Here is a 16028-nt window from a genome sequence, read left to right as displayed (position 1 = left end):
TCACTTCTCCTGTTCGATCAGCGCGGCCAGATTGTTGACCTCGTCGATGCTGTGGATCCGGCGCCGGTTGACGGCGATGTGGCGGCCGAAGCGCAAAGCCTTGGCCTCACATGTGGCGCGCAGGTCTTGATCGGCAATGGTCTCGAAATCGGCATTGTGGGCCAGCCCAAGGATGCGCCGGTGCACCTCGATGCCGGCAAAGCCGAGCAGGTCGGTCCAGATGGAATGCAGCATGTGGTCGAGCGCCTGCTCGGCGCCCAGTCTGTCGCCCTGATCTTCGAACAGGCTTTTCTGGTAAAGCATGCCGGTGCGTTCGGTGCGCCACAGATGCGAGAACTCGGCGCGGAAGGTTGCCCAGGTCTCGGCGGTGACGCCGAGCAGATAGGCGCGCATCGAGTCCCTGCTGCCTTTCTCCTCATGGCCGCGCTGCGAGAAGAAGGCCATCCAGAAATTGGCGAGCAGCATGCCGACATCGAAGGCGATCGGGCCGTAGAAGGCGAATTCCGGATCGATCATCCGGGTCTCGGTGTCGGTGACCATGATCGAGCCGGAATGCAGGTCGCCATGCAGCATCGTCTCGGCATTGGCGGCGAAGAGATGCTTCAGCCGCTGCGCCTCGACCTTGAGGTCGCGGTCGGCGCGCAATTCGGCAACCAGGCCGTCGAGCTGCGGCGAGGTATGCCGGTTCAACTTGGCGTCGAAATAGGGATCGGAAAACACCAGGTCCTCGGTGATGCCGCAGAGCTCGACATTGTCGGCGAACAGCGCCAGATCGGCCTTGCGCTCCTTCGTCACCATCGAAAGATCCGAGCCGCGGAACAGCGTGCGGGCCATGAACAGGCCGATGTCGCGCGCCATGTTCGGCAGCTCGCGGCCGTCGATCAGCGCTCGCCGCAGGATGACATGCGGCGGCGCCAGATATTCCATGACGATCAGCGCTTGGGTCTCGTCGAAATGGTAGATCGCCGGCACAGAGCCGGGCGCCCGGCGCTCCTGCCTGGTCAGCGCATGATATTCGAAGAAGGAACGCTTCAAGGGCAGCGGCCAGCTGTCGCCAACCAGCCGCACATAGGGCAGAGCCTGCTTGACCACCGCGGCGCCCTGGTCGCCCTCGACGATGAAGACGAGGTTCAGATTGCCGTCACCGACCTCGCGTACTTTCCAGTGGCTTGCGTCGTCGCCGATGCGCTCGGTCAGCGCTGAGGTCTCGCCAAGGCGCTTCGGCAGCGTCTCCACCGACAATGCTTCGAACTTTCCAGTCATGCTCTCCCCTCCTGCGCGTGGTTTCCGACGATAGCGGAGCCACGGCGGCGGGGCCAAGCTAGGAAGCGCTCTGGCAAATGTCAATCGTGTTGACAATTGACGAACGAGTCCATAGCGTCAGGGGCCAGGGAGGAAGGAATGGGCGCAGATGCCGTGTTCCATGTGGAGGGCTTGAGGAAATCCTTCGGCCAGAACGAGGTGCTTGGCGGCATCTCGCTCGAACTGCATTCGGGCGAGGTCACCGTGCTGATGGGCGCCAACGGCGCCGGCAAGTCGACCCTGGTCAAGATCATCAGCGGCGTCTATTCGCGCGGTGCCGGCACGATGCGGCTCGCCGGCAACGCGTTCGACCCGCAAACCCCCGCCGAAGCCATTCGCGCCGGCGTCGTCACCGTGCACCAGAACATCAATGACGGCGTGGTCGCCGACCTCGATGTTGCCACCAACCTGACGCTCGACCGGCTGAGCGGCAAAGGCGCGTCGATGCTGTTCAAGCCCGCCAATGTCCGTGCCGAAGCCAAGGCCGTCGCCGACCGCATGGGACTAATCATCGACCTCAAGGCGCGCGTCAGCGATCTGTCTCTGGCCGACCGGCAGATGGTGGCCATTGCGCGGGCCATGGCGCACCAGCCCAAAGTGCTGATCCTCGACGAGCCGACCTCCTCGCTGTCGAGCGCCGAGGCCGACCGGTTGTTCTCGCTGATCGACCGGCTGCGCGGTCATGGCGTTGCCATCCTCTATATATCGCACCGTATGTCCGACATCAGGCGCCTCGCCGACCGCATCATGTCGCTGCGCGACGGTGTCGTCTCCGGCGTCTTCGATCAAAAACCGCTTGATTACGAGGGCGCCGTCAACGCCATGCTCGGCCGCAAGATTCGTCTCGACAGGGTCGTTGCCAGAAGTTCCGTCAGTGCGGTCTTCACTGCAGAAGGCCTGCGGATCGCGCATGGCGCAAAGCCGATCTCGATGACGCTCGGCGCCGGCGAGGTGGTGGCGATCACCGGCCTCGTTGGCGTCGGAAAGACAGCCTTGGCCGAAACGCTGTTCGGCGTGCGCAGGCCGCTTGCCGGCGCCATGCATATGGACGGCAAGCCCTATGCACCCGGCTCGGCGCGCGAGGCGATCGCCGCCGGTGTCTTCCTGGTCGCCAAGGATCGCGCCGAGAGCGGCATCGTCGGCGGCTTCAACATCGAGCGCAACATCAGCCTGCCGTTCCTCAAGCGCATGTCGAGCCTCGGCGTCATGAAGAAGCGCGCCGAGCGCCTCGCCGCCCGCCGCCAGATCGACGAGCTCGGCATCGTCTGCCGTTCCGAGAAGGACGAGCTGTCGGCGCTCTCCGGCGGCAACCAGCAGAAGGTGATGGTGGCGCGCTGGATGTCGCAGGCCTCGCGCCTCTTCATCCTCGACGAGCCGTTCCAGGGCGTCGACATTTCGGCCCGCCGAGACATCGCCGCGAAGCTTCGGGCCAGCGCGGACGGCCGCGCGACGCTGATCTTCGTCACCGAGATCGACGAGGCGCTGGAAACCGCCGACCGCATCCTGGTGATGTCGGAACACACGATCGTCGGCGAGCACCGCAATGCCGATATCGACCTCGAGCGGATGCTGGCGGAAGTGGCCGGCGGACCTCTGCATGGTGTTGCGTGAGATCGTGCGGATGACGAGACTTGGAGTGCAGGCATGAGTTCTAGTTTGGCGGAGAGGACAACAGCGCGGGAGCGTTCGATGACATTGCGCGACTATGCCATCCGCTACGGCTTCATCGTCCTGCTGGTCGGGTTGATCGCCTATTTCGCGATCGCTGCCGACGGTTTCGTTTCGCCGCAGAGCGCGGTCTTCATCTTCCAGTCGGTGGCCATTACCGGCGTGCTGGCGCTCGGCGTCACCGCGACGCTGGTCGTCGGCGGTTTCGACCTGTCGATCGGCTCGGTCGCGACCAGCGCTATGATGGCGGCCTCCTACGCGATGGTCGTGCTGGAGCAGAACGCCATCGTCGCCGTCATCGCCTGCCTGGTCATCGGCGTCATCGTCGGCCTGATCAATGGCTGGCTGATCGTCTATATGCGCGTGCCCGACCTGCTCGCGACGCTTGGCATGATGTTCCTGCTGCTCGGCCTGCAGCGCATCCCGACCGAAGGACGCTCGATTGCCACCGGCATGACCATGCCCGATGGCTCGGTCGCCAACGGCAAGTTCTCCGAAGCCTTCCTGGCGCTCGGCCGCCACCGCATCGACTTCTTCATCCCGAACCTGATCCCGGTCTCTGTGGTGGTGCTGGTCGTGCTCGCGCTGCTGATTTGGTTCTTCCTCGAATACACCCGCTTCGGCCGCATGATGTATGCCGTCGGCAGCAATGAAAGGGCGGCCGAGCTCGCCGGCGCGCCTGTCAAGGCATACAAAATCTGGGCCTATGTCATTTCGGGAGTTTTTGCCTCGATCGGCGGGATTTTGCTCGCCGCCCGGCTTGGACGCGGCGACATCGCCTCGGGTAATAATCTGTTGCTCGACGCAGTAGCGGCGGCGCTCATCGGCTACGCAGTGCTCGGCGCCGCCAAGCCCAACGCCTTCGGCACGGCCGTCGGCGCGGTGTTCGTCGGCGTGCTGCTGCAAGGCCTGACGATGATGAACGCCCCTTACTACACGCAGGATTTCGTCAAGGGCGCGGTGCTTGTCGTCGCCCTTGTCTTCACCTTCGCCCTTTCCGGCAGGGGCAAGAGATAGTTTCGACCGGGACATTGATGAGAACACAAACGGAGGAAAAAGTGAGCATCACAAGGAGACTTTTGGGGAAGGCGGCGCTCGGCCTCGCCGGCGCGGCGCTGCTGATGCAGGGCACGGCATTGGCGGCGGACCGCCCGGCGCCGTTCGACAAGCCGGGCGTCAAGATCGCGCTGGTGCGTTATCTCTCGACCGGTGACTTCTTCCAGGCTTATCTCTCGGGCGTCGAGGCGCAGGCGAAGGCGCTGGGCGTCGACCTGCGCGTGCTGGACAGCCGCCAGGACGCCGCGCTCCAGGCCGACATGGTCGACCAGGCGATCGCGCTCGGTGTGCAGGGCATCATCATCCAGCACGGCCTGACGGAATCGATGAAGGACGCCGCCCAGCGCGCTGTCGACGCCGGCATCAAGGTCGTCGCCTTCGATGTCAATGTCGAAAACCCGAAGATCCCGCAGATCGAGCAGTCGGACAAGGATCTCGCCAAGCTGGCGCTCGAACAGGCCGTCAAGGACAATGGCGAGAGCTGGAAGGCCGGCTATGTCTATGTCGCCGGCATCGCCCCGCTCGACCGCCGCAACGAGACCTGGGTGGATGTGAAGAAGAAATATTCGGGCATCAGCGAGGTCGCGCAGTTCGGCACGCTCGACAACCCGATCGCCAACTCGGTCGCCAACCAGGCGCGCTCGGTGCTGCAGGCGCACCCCGATATCAAGGTGATGTTCGCGCCCTATGACGAGTTCGCCAAGGGCGTGAAGATCGCCGTCGACGAGGCGGGCCTGAACAAGGGCATCAAGATCTACTCGGCCGACATCTCGACCTCCGACATCGCCGCCATGCGCGAGCCGGACAGCGCCTGGGCTGCCACCGCCGCCACCAACCCGGCCGTCGTCGGCCAGGTCTCGGTGCGCGCGTTGGCGCAGCTGCTCGCCGGCGAGGATCCCGGCCACAACGTCATCGTGCCGCCGACGCTGATCACCCAGAAGGAGCTGATCGACAAGGACATCAAGAACATGGAAGACCTGTCGGCCAAGCTGCCGCAATTCGCGCATGCCGATGTCGCGATGCCGGCCTGGATGCCGAACCCCAACGCCAAGTAAGGGTAAGGCAGTCGCAAGATGAAGAGAGCGGTCCAACGGGCCGCTCTCTGTCTTTGTGAGGGCTGCTGTTGCGGCCTCACCGCTGCCAGAAAGGCAGCTTGGCGATCTCTGCCTCGACCTCTTCTTTCGTCAGCCCGATATCGTCGATCAGATGCGGATTGTCCGTCGCCATCCGCTTGAGCTCGAAGCGAAAATAGGCCTGCTCGCGCCGCAACGCGATGAGGCTGCGCAAGGCCGCGAGGCTGTAGCGCCAGCGGCTCTTGATCTCGGCTGGATGCGCGGCCAAAGGTGCGCAAGTCGCAAGAATATCGTTCATGGCAACCTCCATCGAATGAGGGTTCCAAAAGCCCTCGACCTGATTGAGATTGCAGTGTGCCGCAGGCGGCCGGCGGCGTAATTAAGCCCTCCCAAATAGTTCTCAAAACTTCCAAATCGGATAGAGCGGTTCGCCGTTTCACGGAAACGGCGAACCCGTCTATCCCTTTGTTTTTACGCAATTCCGGGCGGAGGGTTACGGCGAAGTCGCCGAACTTAACCGCTCACACTTTTCCTGGAATTGCTCTATAGATCGCCGCATGCAGGGATCGCGCTTTGCCTTCGGACCGTTCGTGCTTGATCCGGGCGCGGGAACGCTGCTTCGGGACGATGTTCCCGTTGCCGCCGGCCATCGCGGACTGAAACTGCTGGAGGCGCTCGTCGCGCGTCCCGGCGAAATCCTCGCCAAGGCCGAGCTGATGGACGCGGCGTGGCCGGGCACGGCGGTAGAGGAAGGCAATCTCACTGTCCAGATCGCGCAATTGCGCAAGCTGCTCGGTCCGGCGGCCGGTGGCGGCGAGTGGATCGCCACGGTGCCGCGTGTCGGCTATCGCTTCACCGGTACCGTCGAACAGGCCGACCCCACGCGCAAGCCCTTGCCGCTGCCCGACAAACCGTCGATCGCCGTGCTGCCCTTCGTCAATCTGAGCAACGATCCCGAGCAGGAGTCTTTCGCCGACGGCCTGACCGAAGACCTGATCACCGATCTTTCACGGATTCCGGGCCTCTTCGTCATCGCGCGCAATTCGGTCTTTGCCTACAAAGGCAAGGCCATGGATGTGCGCGCCATCGCCGGCGAACTCGGCGTGCGCTATCTGCTGGAGGGCAGCGCCAGGCGCGCCGCGGGGCGTGTGCGCATCAACGCCCAGCTGATCGACGCGCTGAGCGGCAAGCATCTGTGGGCCGAGCGGTTCGATCGCGGCCTGGAAGACATCTTCGCCGTTCAGGATGAGGCTACCGCCAAGATCGTCGAGGCGCTGCTCGGGCGGCTGCGCGCGCCGCCGGCCCGCAACCGGCCCAGGAATCTGGAAGCCTATGATCTCGTCGTGCGGGCTCGCAAATCGTTCGACGAGTCCCCGCAGATGGCGCGCGAGGCGCATCTGATGCTGACGCGCGCGATTGCGCTCGATCCGGACTATGCCGAGGCCTATCGCTGGCTTGCGATGAACCACTGGATGGGCTGGGTGCATTGGGGCGAGCCGTTCGAACCTGCCCGCAGCACGTCCCTGGAATTGGCGCGCAAGGCGGTGACGATCGACCCCAACGACGCCGGCTGCCGCTGGGTGCTCGCCAACCTGCTTGCCTATGAACGCGATTTCGAACAGGCCGAGATTGAGTTCGCCAAGGCGATCGAACTCGATCCGAACGAGGCGGATATCTGGGCGACAGTGTCCGACATCGAGGTGCTGGCCGGCCAGGTGGACTTGAGTCTCGAGCACATCTGCAAGGCGTTCCGGCTCAATCCCTTTCCGCCGAGTTGGTATTATCTGACGCTCGGCCAGGCACAGTATGCGGCCCGTGACTACGAGGCCGCTGTCGAGACGCTGCGCCGCGACGAGACTTACCGCACCAGCTCGCGCCGCTTCCTGGCGGCAGCGCTTGCTCAACTCGGCCGCCTCGACGAGGCGCGCACCGAGGTCGCGCTGTTCCTCGTCGGCAATCCGCATTTCTCCACGCAGCGCTGGGTCGAAACAGAGCCGTTCCGTGACGACGCGACGCTCGAGCACTTCGTCGACGGCTTCCGCAAGGCCGGCCTGCCGGAGTGATGCGGCGATCTGAGCGGAAAGCCGCTCAACCCTGGCCTCACCGCCCGGCGCGCGCCAACCCATGCGCTACCAGCCGGTCGATGACCTCCGGATAGCTGACGCCGCTCGCCGCCATCGCCTTGGCGTACATGCTGATGTTGGTGAAGCCCGGAATGGTGTTGAGCTCGTTGATCAGGAAAGTCATATCCGGCATCAGGAAGAAGTCGACGCGGGCCATGCCGTCGCAGCCGAGCGCCCTGAACGCCTTTGCGGCCATGTCGCGCATGGCTTCCTCCACCTCCGGCGGCAGCTCGGCCGGCACGATCAAGGCAGCGCCGTTCTCGTCGATGTATTTGGCATTGTAGTTGTAGAAGCCGTGGCTCTCCGCAGGCACGATCTCGCCGGGCCGCGACACGAAAAGTTCGCCCACGGGGCTCTCCAGCACGCTGAATTCGATCTCGCGGCCACGAACGAATTCCTCCGCCAGCAGCTTGCTGTCGTGCTGGAACGCCTCCGCGAGGGCCCGGTCAAATTCCTGGCTGGCATTGACCTTGGCGACGCCGACCGACGAACCCTGCCGCGCCGGTTTGATGAAGATCGGCAGCCCGAGCCGGTCTTCCAGTTCGGCAAGCGTAGGCGCCGCACCCTCATCGATGGTCACCGAACGTGCGACGGGCACGCCCGCCGCTTTCAGCAGCCGCTTGGCGACGTCCTTGTCGAGCGCCGTGGCCGACCCCAATATGCCGCAGCCGGCGAGGGGCATGCGCGCCACCTCGGCTAGTCCCTGCACCGCGCCGTCCTCGCCATGCAGGCCGTGCAGCACCGGAAACAGGATATCTATGGCGGGCAGGTCATGGGGTGCGCCGTTGGCAGGGACCGCCAGCATCCGTCCATGCCCGCCCGGCACCAGGCAGAGCTGCGTGCCAACCGACGGCGTCGCCAGCGCGCCGTTCTCGAAGCTGCTCAGCAGCCATTGCCCTTCGCGCGTGACGAAGATCGGAACGGCATCGTATTTCGCAGGGTCCAGCGCGGCCATGACGTTGGCCGCCGAAAGCAGCGACACGTCGTGCTCGGCGGAGCGTCCGCCGAACAGCACACCGATACGAAGTCTTTTTGCGGGCATCGACAACTCCACCAATGATCAAGGGTTGGAGCTCGCATGCGAAACACCAGGCATCCCCTTCAACCGTAGTAAGCGGACGATTGGAGTGGGACTTTGACCGGTTGCAGCAGTTTTTCAGCAGAAGCGCGAAAGCGCTCCGTCCTGAGGGGCGTCAACGCGAGGAGATCGAGCGGTTCGTCGTATTCGGGAAACGACGAACCGCTGCAACGATATTCGTCAGCGCAGCGCCGCCGCGATATTGCCGCCGTCGACGGTGGTCACATCGGCGGTAGTACGCTCGGCCAGCGCCTGGTGCAGGAAGGCCTGCGCCACGTCGTCGGCTGTCACTTCCTGTCCGAGCAGGTTGCCGGACATGTATTCCTTCTCCGACACGCCACGCGCGCCGGAGCGGCTGGCGATCATGGCGTCGGTGAGAAGGCCGGAGCGGATGCGGTCGGCATTGACCGCGTTGGAGCGGATGCCATAGGCACCGTAATCCAACGCATATTGCCTGGACAGGAACAATGTCGCCGCCTTCGGAATGCCGTACGCGCCGAATTTCGGGCCGGGATTGATCGCCTGCTTCGAGGTGTTGAAGAGAAGAACGCCGCCCGTGCCCTGTTCCAGCATGATGCGCACCGCGTTCTGCGCCGCCGACTGGTGGGCGAAGAAGTTGAGTTCGAAGCTCTTGCGCAAGGTGGCGTCGTCTAGCTCGCCGATCCGGCCTTCCCAGGCGGCTCCCGCGTTCGAGACCAGGATGTCGACGCCGCCATAGACCGCGACCGCCCTGTCGAAGGCAGCGCACATCTCGGCCGGCTTGGTGATGTCGGCACCCACGCCGATCGAGTTGTTGCCGGCCGCCTTCGCCGCGTCCGCGGCCTTGGCTGAGTCGAGATCGACGATCACCGCATGGGCGCCATTGGCGGCGAACAGCTTTGCCGTCGCGGCGCCGATGGCGCCGGCGCCGCCGGTGACCAGCACCACCTGGCCGGTCAGCGGCTTCGGCTTGTTGGAGGCAAGCTTGGCCTGTTCCAGCGACCAGTATTCGAGCGGGAAGAGGTCGGCCTTGGAGAGCGGATGGAAATTGCCGATGGCTTCGGCGCCGCGCACTGCCTCGATCCACATCTCGCCGACATCCGACGCGATCTTGGCGTCCTTCAGCGTGCGGCCATGGCCGAACATGCCGAGACCCGGCACCAGCGTCAGGCGCGGCATCGGATCGAGCATGGTGCGCTTGACGTCGTCCAGCGCGTCATTGGTCTCGAAATAGGCGGTGTAATCCTTGACGAAGGCCTCGACATGGCTGCGCACCACGGCCTTGTAGTCGCCGAGCTTGTCCGCATCGGGCGCCGGCACCGCCATCGGCCCCGTCTTGATGCGGATCGACAGATCGGGCGTCGAGACGCCGCGGCCGGCATAGTCGGCGATCTTCGCCGAGTTGATGAAGTCGACGATCGCGTCCGAGGTGCGGAAGTCGCTGATCATGCGGTCGAAACGGCCTTCGCCGCGCGCCACGGCAACCGCGCCGCGCAATGTCGGCGCGATGTCGCTCGGCTTTGCGAGCTTTGCGGGCAGCGCCGCCTTGCCTGCCCGCGGCTTGCCGTTCCTGGCGACATACTCCTCGGCGACATTCACATAATGGATCATGCGGTCATAGGCCTGCCTGGCATCGTCACCGAAGGTGAAGATGCCGTGCTTGTCGAGGATCAGGCCTTCGACACTCGGGTCGGCATCGAAGACTTCCGCGGCCACCTTGGCGAGGTCGAAGCCCGGCTTGATGTAGGGCACGTAACCTAGTCTGTCGCCGAACACGGTCTTGATCAGCGGCTTGCTGTCCTCCTGGTCAACAATGGCGAGGATCGCGGTCGAATGCGTGTGGTCGACGAATTTGTGCGGCAGGAAGGCGTGCAGCAGCGTTTCGACCGACGGGTTGGGGGAGGACGGATCGATCAGGTTGGAGCGCTGCAGCGCCACCATGTCCTCGTCGGAAAGCTTGTCCAGCGCGCGCGCCTTGAGCAGCGCGCCCATCTTCACCGCCGGCAGGCCTTGCGGCTCGATGACGGCCATGTCCCAGCCGCTGCCCTTGACGCAGAGCACGTCCCATTCGTCGCCGAGGAGGTCTGTGGCCTTGGTCTTGCATGAGGTGTTGCCGCCGCCATGCAGCACCAGCCGCGGCTCTCCGCCGAGCAGGCGGGTTGTGTAGACGCGCAATGCAAGGTCGCTGCCGACGCCCTTCTTGGCGTAGTCGGCAACCATCTTCTCCGCGTCGGCGTCGTTCCAAAGGTTCTTCATGTCGTTGCGTCCGATACTCGTCTTTTTGCTCATGAACAGAAAGCCGCGACGCCTTTATGACAGAAGCGGCGAGGGTGGTTTTCTAAGAGGCCTTCTTGGTTGCCGCCTCGGCGTATTGGAGCAGGCGATCGGCCATATGCGCGCCGATCACCAGATGCGTGCAGAGCCCGCCGGCGATGGCCGCAAGCAGCGGCTCGAACTTCGTATCTTCCTGCACCACCATCAGCCGCTTCTCGATGGCCCGCAGCGAGGCGAGCGCGGCGGAGATGACGCGCCGGTTGTAGCTGCAGTCGAGCATCTCGCCCCTGGCGTCGATGATCTGCCCGGCGATGACGCCGGCGGCCCCCTGGCTGCGCAGCGCTTCCATCTCGGCCGGCGTCAGCGCGCCGCATTTCACCAGATGGCTGTCGGCGTCGACCGCGCCGACGGAATAGAGCGACAGGTCGCAGTCGGCGATGCCGGCAAGCTGGTCGCGGATCACCGGCTCGGCGCGCAGGCTCTTCGCCAGCTCTTCAGTCGACAGCACCAGCGGCGCATAGAAGTTCAGGCCCTTGGCGTTGAGCCGTCGCGCGATCTCCATCGTGCACTGGTCTGGCCGGTAGGAATAGGGCGCGCCGAGATTGCCGCAGAGTTGCACCACGGTGACGTCCTGCAAGTCGGCGAAGGACATGATGTCGGCGATGGTGTAAACGGTGCGGCCCCAGGCGACGCCGATGCGGTCGCCCTTCTTCACCAGCTCGAGAAAGACGCTGGCCGCGAGCACCGCGATGTCGGTTGAGGGATCGGCGAGATAGGCATTTTCGGGCGCGATCCAGACGGCGTCGAGCCCGAAGGCGTCTTCAACCTTGCGCGCCATGACATCGTCGGTGAAGAGCTGCGTCGAGGTCGAGATGTTGACGATGCCGGTCTCGCGCGCCTTGCGCAGATACATGGCGACCGAGGCGCGTGAAATGTTGAGCTGGCTCGCCACTTCGTCCTGGCGAAGGCCATGCGCATAGTAAAGCCAGGCGGCCTTGTGGATGAGCTGTTCTGCCGGTCTGATCGCCATGCCGCCTCCCTGGCTGACATTAGTCACGGCTCTCGACAAAAGTCAAACCTGAGTGAGCGGAGGCGTTTACCTGTCGGCACGGCTCAGCGTGGATCGCCGTTCTGTCAAGCGACCGGATCATAGCATTTTCAGCTAGTCGGAGGGATAGCGTGACAGCGGGCCTGAGGTTAGAAGGTTCGAAAGAACTTTGGGGAGAACGGGATGGCCAATCCCTACGAACAGGATCTCGGCAGGAACGCCGCCAATTACCAGCCGCTGACGCCGCTCACTTACCTTGAACGCACGGCCAAGACCTATCCCGACCATGTCGCTATCATTCATGGCAGCCAGCGCATCACCTATCGCGAGTTCTGGCGCCGCTCGTTGAAGCTTGCCTCGGCGCTCGCGCGGCACGGCATCGGCAAGGGCGACACGGTGACGGTGATGCTCTCCAACACGCCGCCAATGCTGGAAGCGCATTTCGGCGTGCCGATGGTGAAGGCGGTGCTCCATTCCCTGAATACCCGCCTCGACGCCGCCATCATCGCCTTCCAGCTCGATCATGCCGACTCGAAGGTGCTGATCGTCGACCGCGAATTCTCGGGCGTGGTCAAGGAGGCTCTGGCGTTGGCCAAGGCCAAGCCATTGATTATCGACTATGATGATCCCGATTATGCCGCCGACGCTCCCTACCCGAAGGGCGAGCGGATCGGCGTGCTCGATTATGAGGACTTCGTCGCCGCGGGCGACGAGGCGTTCGCATGGTCGATGCCGGACGACGAATGGGACGCCATCTCGCTCAACTACACATCCGGCACGACTGGCAATCCGAAGGGCGTCGTCTACCATCATCGTGGTGCCGCCCTGATGGCCTACACCAACACCATCCATGCCGGCATGGCCAGGCACGCAGTCTATCTGTGGACGCTGCCGATGTTCCACTGCAACGGCTGGTGCTTTCCCTGGACGCTTGCGGTGCAGGCCGGCACCCATGTCTGCCTGCGCTGGGTGCGGGCGAAACCGATATATGACGCGATCGCCGATCACGGCGTCACCCATCTGTGCGGCGCGCCGATCGTCATGTCGGTGCTGATCAACGCGAAGGACGAGGACAAGCGCCAGTTCCCCCAGACCGTCACCTTCAACACCGCCGCCGCGCCGCCGCCGGAAGCTGTGCTTGCGGGCATGGCCGATGCCGGCTTCGCCGTCACCCATCTCTACGGCCTGACCGAGACCTACGGCCCGGCCGTCGTCAACGAATGGCACAATGAGTGGGACGCTCTGGAGAAGGGGCCGAGGATGGCGAAGAAGGCGCGCCAGGGCGTGCGCTATGCCGCGCTGGAAGGGCTGACCATCATGGACCCCGAGACGATGAACGAGACGCCGGCCGACGGCGAGACCATTGGCGAGGTCATGTTCCGCGGCAACATCGTCATGAAGGGCTATCTGAAAAACAGGAAGGCCACCGACGAGGCCTTCGCCGGCGGCTGGTTCCATTCCGGCGACCTCGGCGTCATGCACCCCGACGGCTACATCCAGCTCAAGGACCGCTCCAAGGACATCATCATCTCGGGCGGCGAGAACATCTCCTCCATCGAGGTCGAGGACGCGCTCTACAAGCATCCGTCGGTCGCCTCCTGCGGCGTCGTTGCGCGCGCGGACGAGAAATGGGGCGAGGTGCCGGTCGCCTATGTCGAGTTGAAGCCCGGCAAGAGCGCGACCGAAGCCGAGATCATCGAGCATTGCCGGGGGCTGCTGGCCCGCTTCAAAGTTCCGAAGGCAGTGGTGTTCGCGGAGATTCCGAAGACCTCGACGGGCAAGATCCAGAAGTTCCGGCTAAGGGAAATGGCGAAGGTGGCGTAATTCGCCCCTTCCAACATGGCCGCGACGTCGACAGCTTGCGCCAGCGCCCGCGACGTCGACAGCTTGCGCCGGCAACCGCGACTTCGTCATCCTAGGGTGGAGCAGTCGCGAAGCGACGTCGCGGAAACCCTAGGATCCATGCCGTTACCTTGCGGCCGCGCTCCGGCGGTTGAGAATGGCTTGCGGCGAATGGGCAGAAAAATCCTCGTAACTTATTGATCCGCCTTCGTTCTTCGGCCTGCGTCACGGCATGCATCCTAGGGTCTGCGCGCGTCGCTTCGCTCCTTGCTCCGCCCTAGGATGACGACCTCATCGGTGTCGGCTGCTAATCGCAGGCGCCGCCCGCTGCCCCAACTGTCACCATCTGTCACCAACCATACGCGTACGTCGATTCCGCGTTGACTCCTCGCCATTTTCATTTTACGACTGACGAAATTTGAAATTCGTCACTCGTCAAAACGAAAGCGCGATGTCCGAAGCCGCCCACATCGTGGCAGACCCCACCAGACAGGAGAATGTGACCCGCATTCTCGACTGCGCCGAGCGGCTGTTCCGTCACTATGGCTACGGCAAGACCAACGTCGCCGACATCGCCCGCGAGCTCGGCATGTCGCCGGCCAACATCTATCGTTTCTTTGCCTCCAAGGTCGAAATCCACCAGGCCGTCTGCGGCCGCATGCTCGGCGCCAGCTACAAGATGGCCTACGAGATCATGCACCTGCCGATCAGCGCCGAGGAGCGGCTGCGCCGCTACATCCACGCCCAGTACAAGATGACGCTGGAGGTCATGCTCGACCAGGAGAAGGTGCATGAGATGGTCATTGTCGCGCTGGAACGCGACTGGGCCGTCATCGACAAGCATCTCAACAGCATCCACGACCTCTATGCCGAAGTGATCCGCGAGGGCATCGAGGTCGGCGAGTTCAGGGAACAGGACCCAGAAACGGCCTCGCGCTGCTTCGGCGCCGCAACCGTCATTCTCTGCCACCCGCAGATGGTGGCGCAGTGCCTTGCCAAGACCAACCGGGCGACGCCCGACGAACTTATCGACTACGCAATCAGAGCCTTGAAATAGAAGCAGTCCGCCGGGTGCGGGCCGACAGATCATCTCCAGTTCGGGAGTGCTAAGGTGTCTTTGTCCAGTTCCATCCTCCGCAAGCTGCCGGCCGCAGGCCTCCCAGCCGCCGCCGTCGTCGCAGCAGTGCTTGGCCTTGCCGGCTGTAGCCAGGAGAAGGCAGAGGTCGTCCAGGAAGTCGTCCGGCCGGTCAAGGTGGTCGAGATCGGCGAGGCGCAGACCACCCGTCAGCTCGACTATTCCGGTTCGGTGCGCGCCCGTACCGAGATGAATCTCGGCTTCCGCATCGCCGGCAAGGTCACCGAGCGCCTGGTCGACATCGGCCAGCACGTGAATGAGGGCGACGTGCTCGCCCGAATCGATCCGGCCGATTACGAATTGTCGGTGAAAAGCGCCGCGGCCAGCCTCGACGCGGCCGAGCGCCAGGTCGAGACCGTCGACCTCGCCAGGAAGCGCGCCGAGCAGCTCTATGCCAAGAATTTCGCGCCGAAATCGCAGCTCGACCAGGCGCGGCTGACCTACGACCAGGCCGTGGCGACGCGCGATGCCGCCCGTTCGACGCTGGCCCAGGCGCAGAACCAAGTTCAATACGCCGATCTGAAAGCCAGCAAGAACGGCATCGTCACCGCCATCTCCGCCGATGTCGGCCAGGTGGTCGCCGCCGGCACGCCGGTGATGACTGTAGCGGTCGACGGCGAGAAGGAAGTTTCGATCGCGGTGCCGGAGATGGATATCGCGGGCTTCAAGCCCGGCAAGGAGGTCAAGGCGAGCTTCTGGTCTGACGAAGGGCTCACCCTTGACGGCAAGGTCCGTGAAGTCGCCGGCAGCGCCGATCCGCAGTCGCGCACCTTCGCGGTTCGGGTGTCGCTGCCCAACGATCCGCGCGTGCTGCTCGGCATGACCGCCAATGTTCAGGCGACCGTCGGCAGCAAGGCTGAGCTCGTCTCGATCCCGCTGACCGCGATGACCGAGAAGGACGGCAAGCAGATCGTCTGGACGGTGGACCGCGCCTCCGACACGGTGCATCCGCGCCCGATCAAGGTCGCCAACTTCACCGCCGACGGCGTCACCGTGGCCGACGGCCTGAAACAGGGCGATGTCGTGGTCGCGGCAGGCACCCAGTTCATGACCGAAAACCTGAAGGTCAAGCTTTCCGGCGACGTCCAGCAATCCGCCTCGGCGGCAGAGGATGTCGCAACCACCGGCAGCCTGCACTGATGCTTGTCGCCCAAAAGTGCGAAGCGGTTTTGGGAGAACGACATGCATCCAACTAAGACCTGAAGCCAGGCGTAACAGACGCCTTTCCCGCTCTCGCTGCATCAAGCCGCGAGCCGGGGAAGGGCATGGGTTCCGGGCGGCGAACGCCCGATCGCGGGATGCCGGCATGTTGGCTCCCCCCCGCGGCAGTGCCGCGTCCAGCGCGATTTGCGAGTCTCTCTCCGCTTGAGGGTCTCGCCGCCCGGAAACCCGACCGAGAATTCACGGGCAATGCCAGCTGTGCATTGCCGGCCAATTGGACTGGACTTGC

At 64.1% G+C, this 16028-nt stretch carries 12 protein-coding genes; 7 read left to right on the top strand and 5 right to left on the bottom strand.

Features of this window, described 5'->3' with window-relative positions:
* The gene (gene mtnK, locus EOA23_RS03140) at positions 1 to 1263 is read right to left on the bottom strand and encodes an S-methyl-5-thioribose kinase (RefSeq protein ID WP_127302859.1); all 1263 of its coding nucleotides are present in this window, start codon (positions 1261 to 1263) and stop codon (positions 1 to 3) included.
* A gap of 138 nt (positions 1264 to 1401) precedes the next feature.
* Between mtnK and EOA23_RS03135 the strand changes: the two genes are divergently transcribed.
* The 3 genes from EOA23_RS03135 to EOA23_RS03125 all read left to right on the top strand — a co-directional run bounded on the left by EOA23_RS03135 (position 1402) and on the right by EOA23_RS03125 (position 5081).
* Complete coding sequence (locus EOA23_RS03135; protein WP_127302858.1) at positions 1402 to 2913, top strand: sugar ABC transporter ATP-binding protein; 1512 nt, start codon at positions 1402 to 1404, stop codon at positions 2911 to 2913.
* Between the two features lie 78 nt (positions 2914 to 2991).
* Positions 2992 to 3987, top strand: coding sequence for an ABC transporter permease (locus EOA23_RS03130; RefSeq protein WP_127302857.1), 996 nt, complete (start codon positions 2992 to 2994; stop codon positions 3985 to 3987).
* 41 nt (positions 3988 to 4028) lie between these two features.
* The gene (locus tag EOA23_RS03125) at positions 4029 to 5081 is read left to right on the top strand and encodes a substrate-binding domain-containing protein (protein WP_042638932.1); all 1053 of its coding nucleotides are present in this window, start codon (positions 4029 to 4031) and stop codon (positions 5079 to 5081) included.
* A gap of 76 nt (positions 5082 to 5157) precedes the next feature.
* Here EOA23_RS03125 and EOA23_RS03120 read toward each other — a convergent pair whose 3' ends face one another.
* On the bottom strand, positions 5158 to 5397 hold the full coding sequence (locus EOA23_RS03120; protein WP_245456152.1) for a DUF1127 domain-containing protein: 240 nt from the start codon (positions 5395 to 5397) through the stop codon (positions 5158 to 5160).
* A gap of 259 nt (positions 5398 to 5656) precedes the next feature.
* Between EOA23_RS03120 and EOA23_RS03115 the strand changes: the two genes are divergently transcribed.
* Complete coding sequence (locus tag EOA23_RS03115; protein WP_127302856.1) at positions 5657 to 7162, top strand: winged helix-turn-helix domain-containing tetratricopeptide repeat protein; 1506 nt, start codon at positions 5657 to 5659, stop codon at positions 7160 to 7162.
* Positions 7163 to 7199: 37 nt separating this feature from the next.
* On the opposite strand, the gene EOA23_RS03110 is transcribed toward EOA23_RS03115, so the two are convergent.
* From EOA23_RS03110 to EOA23_RS03100, 3 genes are all read right to left on the bottom strand, one after another.
* On the bottom strand, positions 7200 to 8264 hold the full coding sequence (locus tag EOA23_RS03110; protein ID WP_127302855.1) for a D-alanine--D-alanine ligase family protein: 1065 nt from the start codon (positions 8262 to 8264) through the stop codon (positions 7200 to 7202).
* 216 nt (positions 8265 to 8480) lie between these two features.
* Complete coding sequence (locus EOA23_RS03105) at positions 8481 to 10535, bottom strand: bifunctional aldolase/short-chain dehydrogenase (RefSeq protein WP_127302876.1); 2055 nt, start codon at positions 10533 to 10535, stop codon at positions 8481 to 8483.
* 82 nt (positions 10536 to 10617) lie between these two features.
* Positions 10618 to 11583 (bottom strand): sugar-binding transcriptional regulator, encoded by a 966-nt coding sequence (locus tag EOA23_RS03100; protein WP_127302854.1) that lies wholly within the window; start codon positions 11581 to 11583, stop codon positions 10618 to 10620.
* 201 nt (positions 11584 to 11784) lie between these two features.
* Here EOA23_RS03100 and EOA23_RS03095 point away from each other — a divergent pair, with 201 nt between their 5' ends.
* The 3 genes from EOA23_RS03095 (at position 11785) to EOA23_RS03085 (ending at position 15718) form a co-directional block, all read left to right on the top strand.
* Positions 11785 to 13425, top strand: a complete 1641-nt coding sequence (locus tag EOA23_RS03095) for an acyl-CoA synthetase (RefSeq protein ID WP_127302853.1) — start codon at positions 11785 to 11787, stop codon at positions 13423 to 13425.
* A gap of 469 nt (positions 13426 to 13894) precedes the next feature.
* Entirely contained in the window at positions 13895 to 14500 is a 606-nt protein-coding gene (locus tag EOA23_RS03090) for a TetR family transcriptional regulator (protein ID WP_126062345.1), read from the top strand.
* Positions 14501 to 14554: 54 nt separating this feature from the next.
* A complete protein-coding gene (locus tag EOA23_RS03085) occupies positions 14555 to 15718 on the top strand; it encodes an efflux RND transporter periplasmic adaptor subunit (RefSeq protein ID WP_127302852.1) in 1164 nt (387 codons plus the stop codon).
* The last annotated feature ends 310 nt before the right edge of the window (positions 15719 to 16028 follow it).

Origin of the sequence: Mesorhizobium sp. M2A.F.Ca.ET.042.01.1.1 (assembly GCF_003997405.1) — a bacterium.
In the GTDB taxonomy this organism is placed as follows: Bacteria; Pseudomonadota; Alphaproteobacteria; order Rhizobiales; family Rhizobiaceae; genus Mesorhizobium.
The sequence above is the reverse complement of the archived record's forward strand: the minus strand, read 5'-3'. Positions and strand labels throughout refer to the sequence as shown.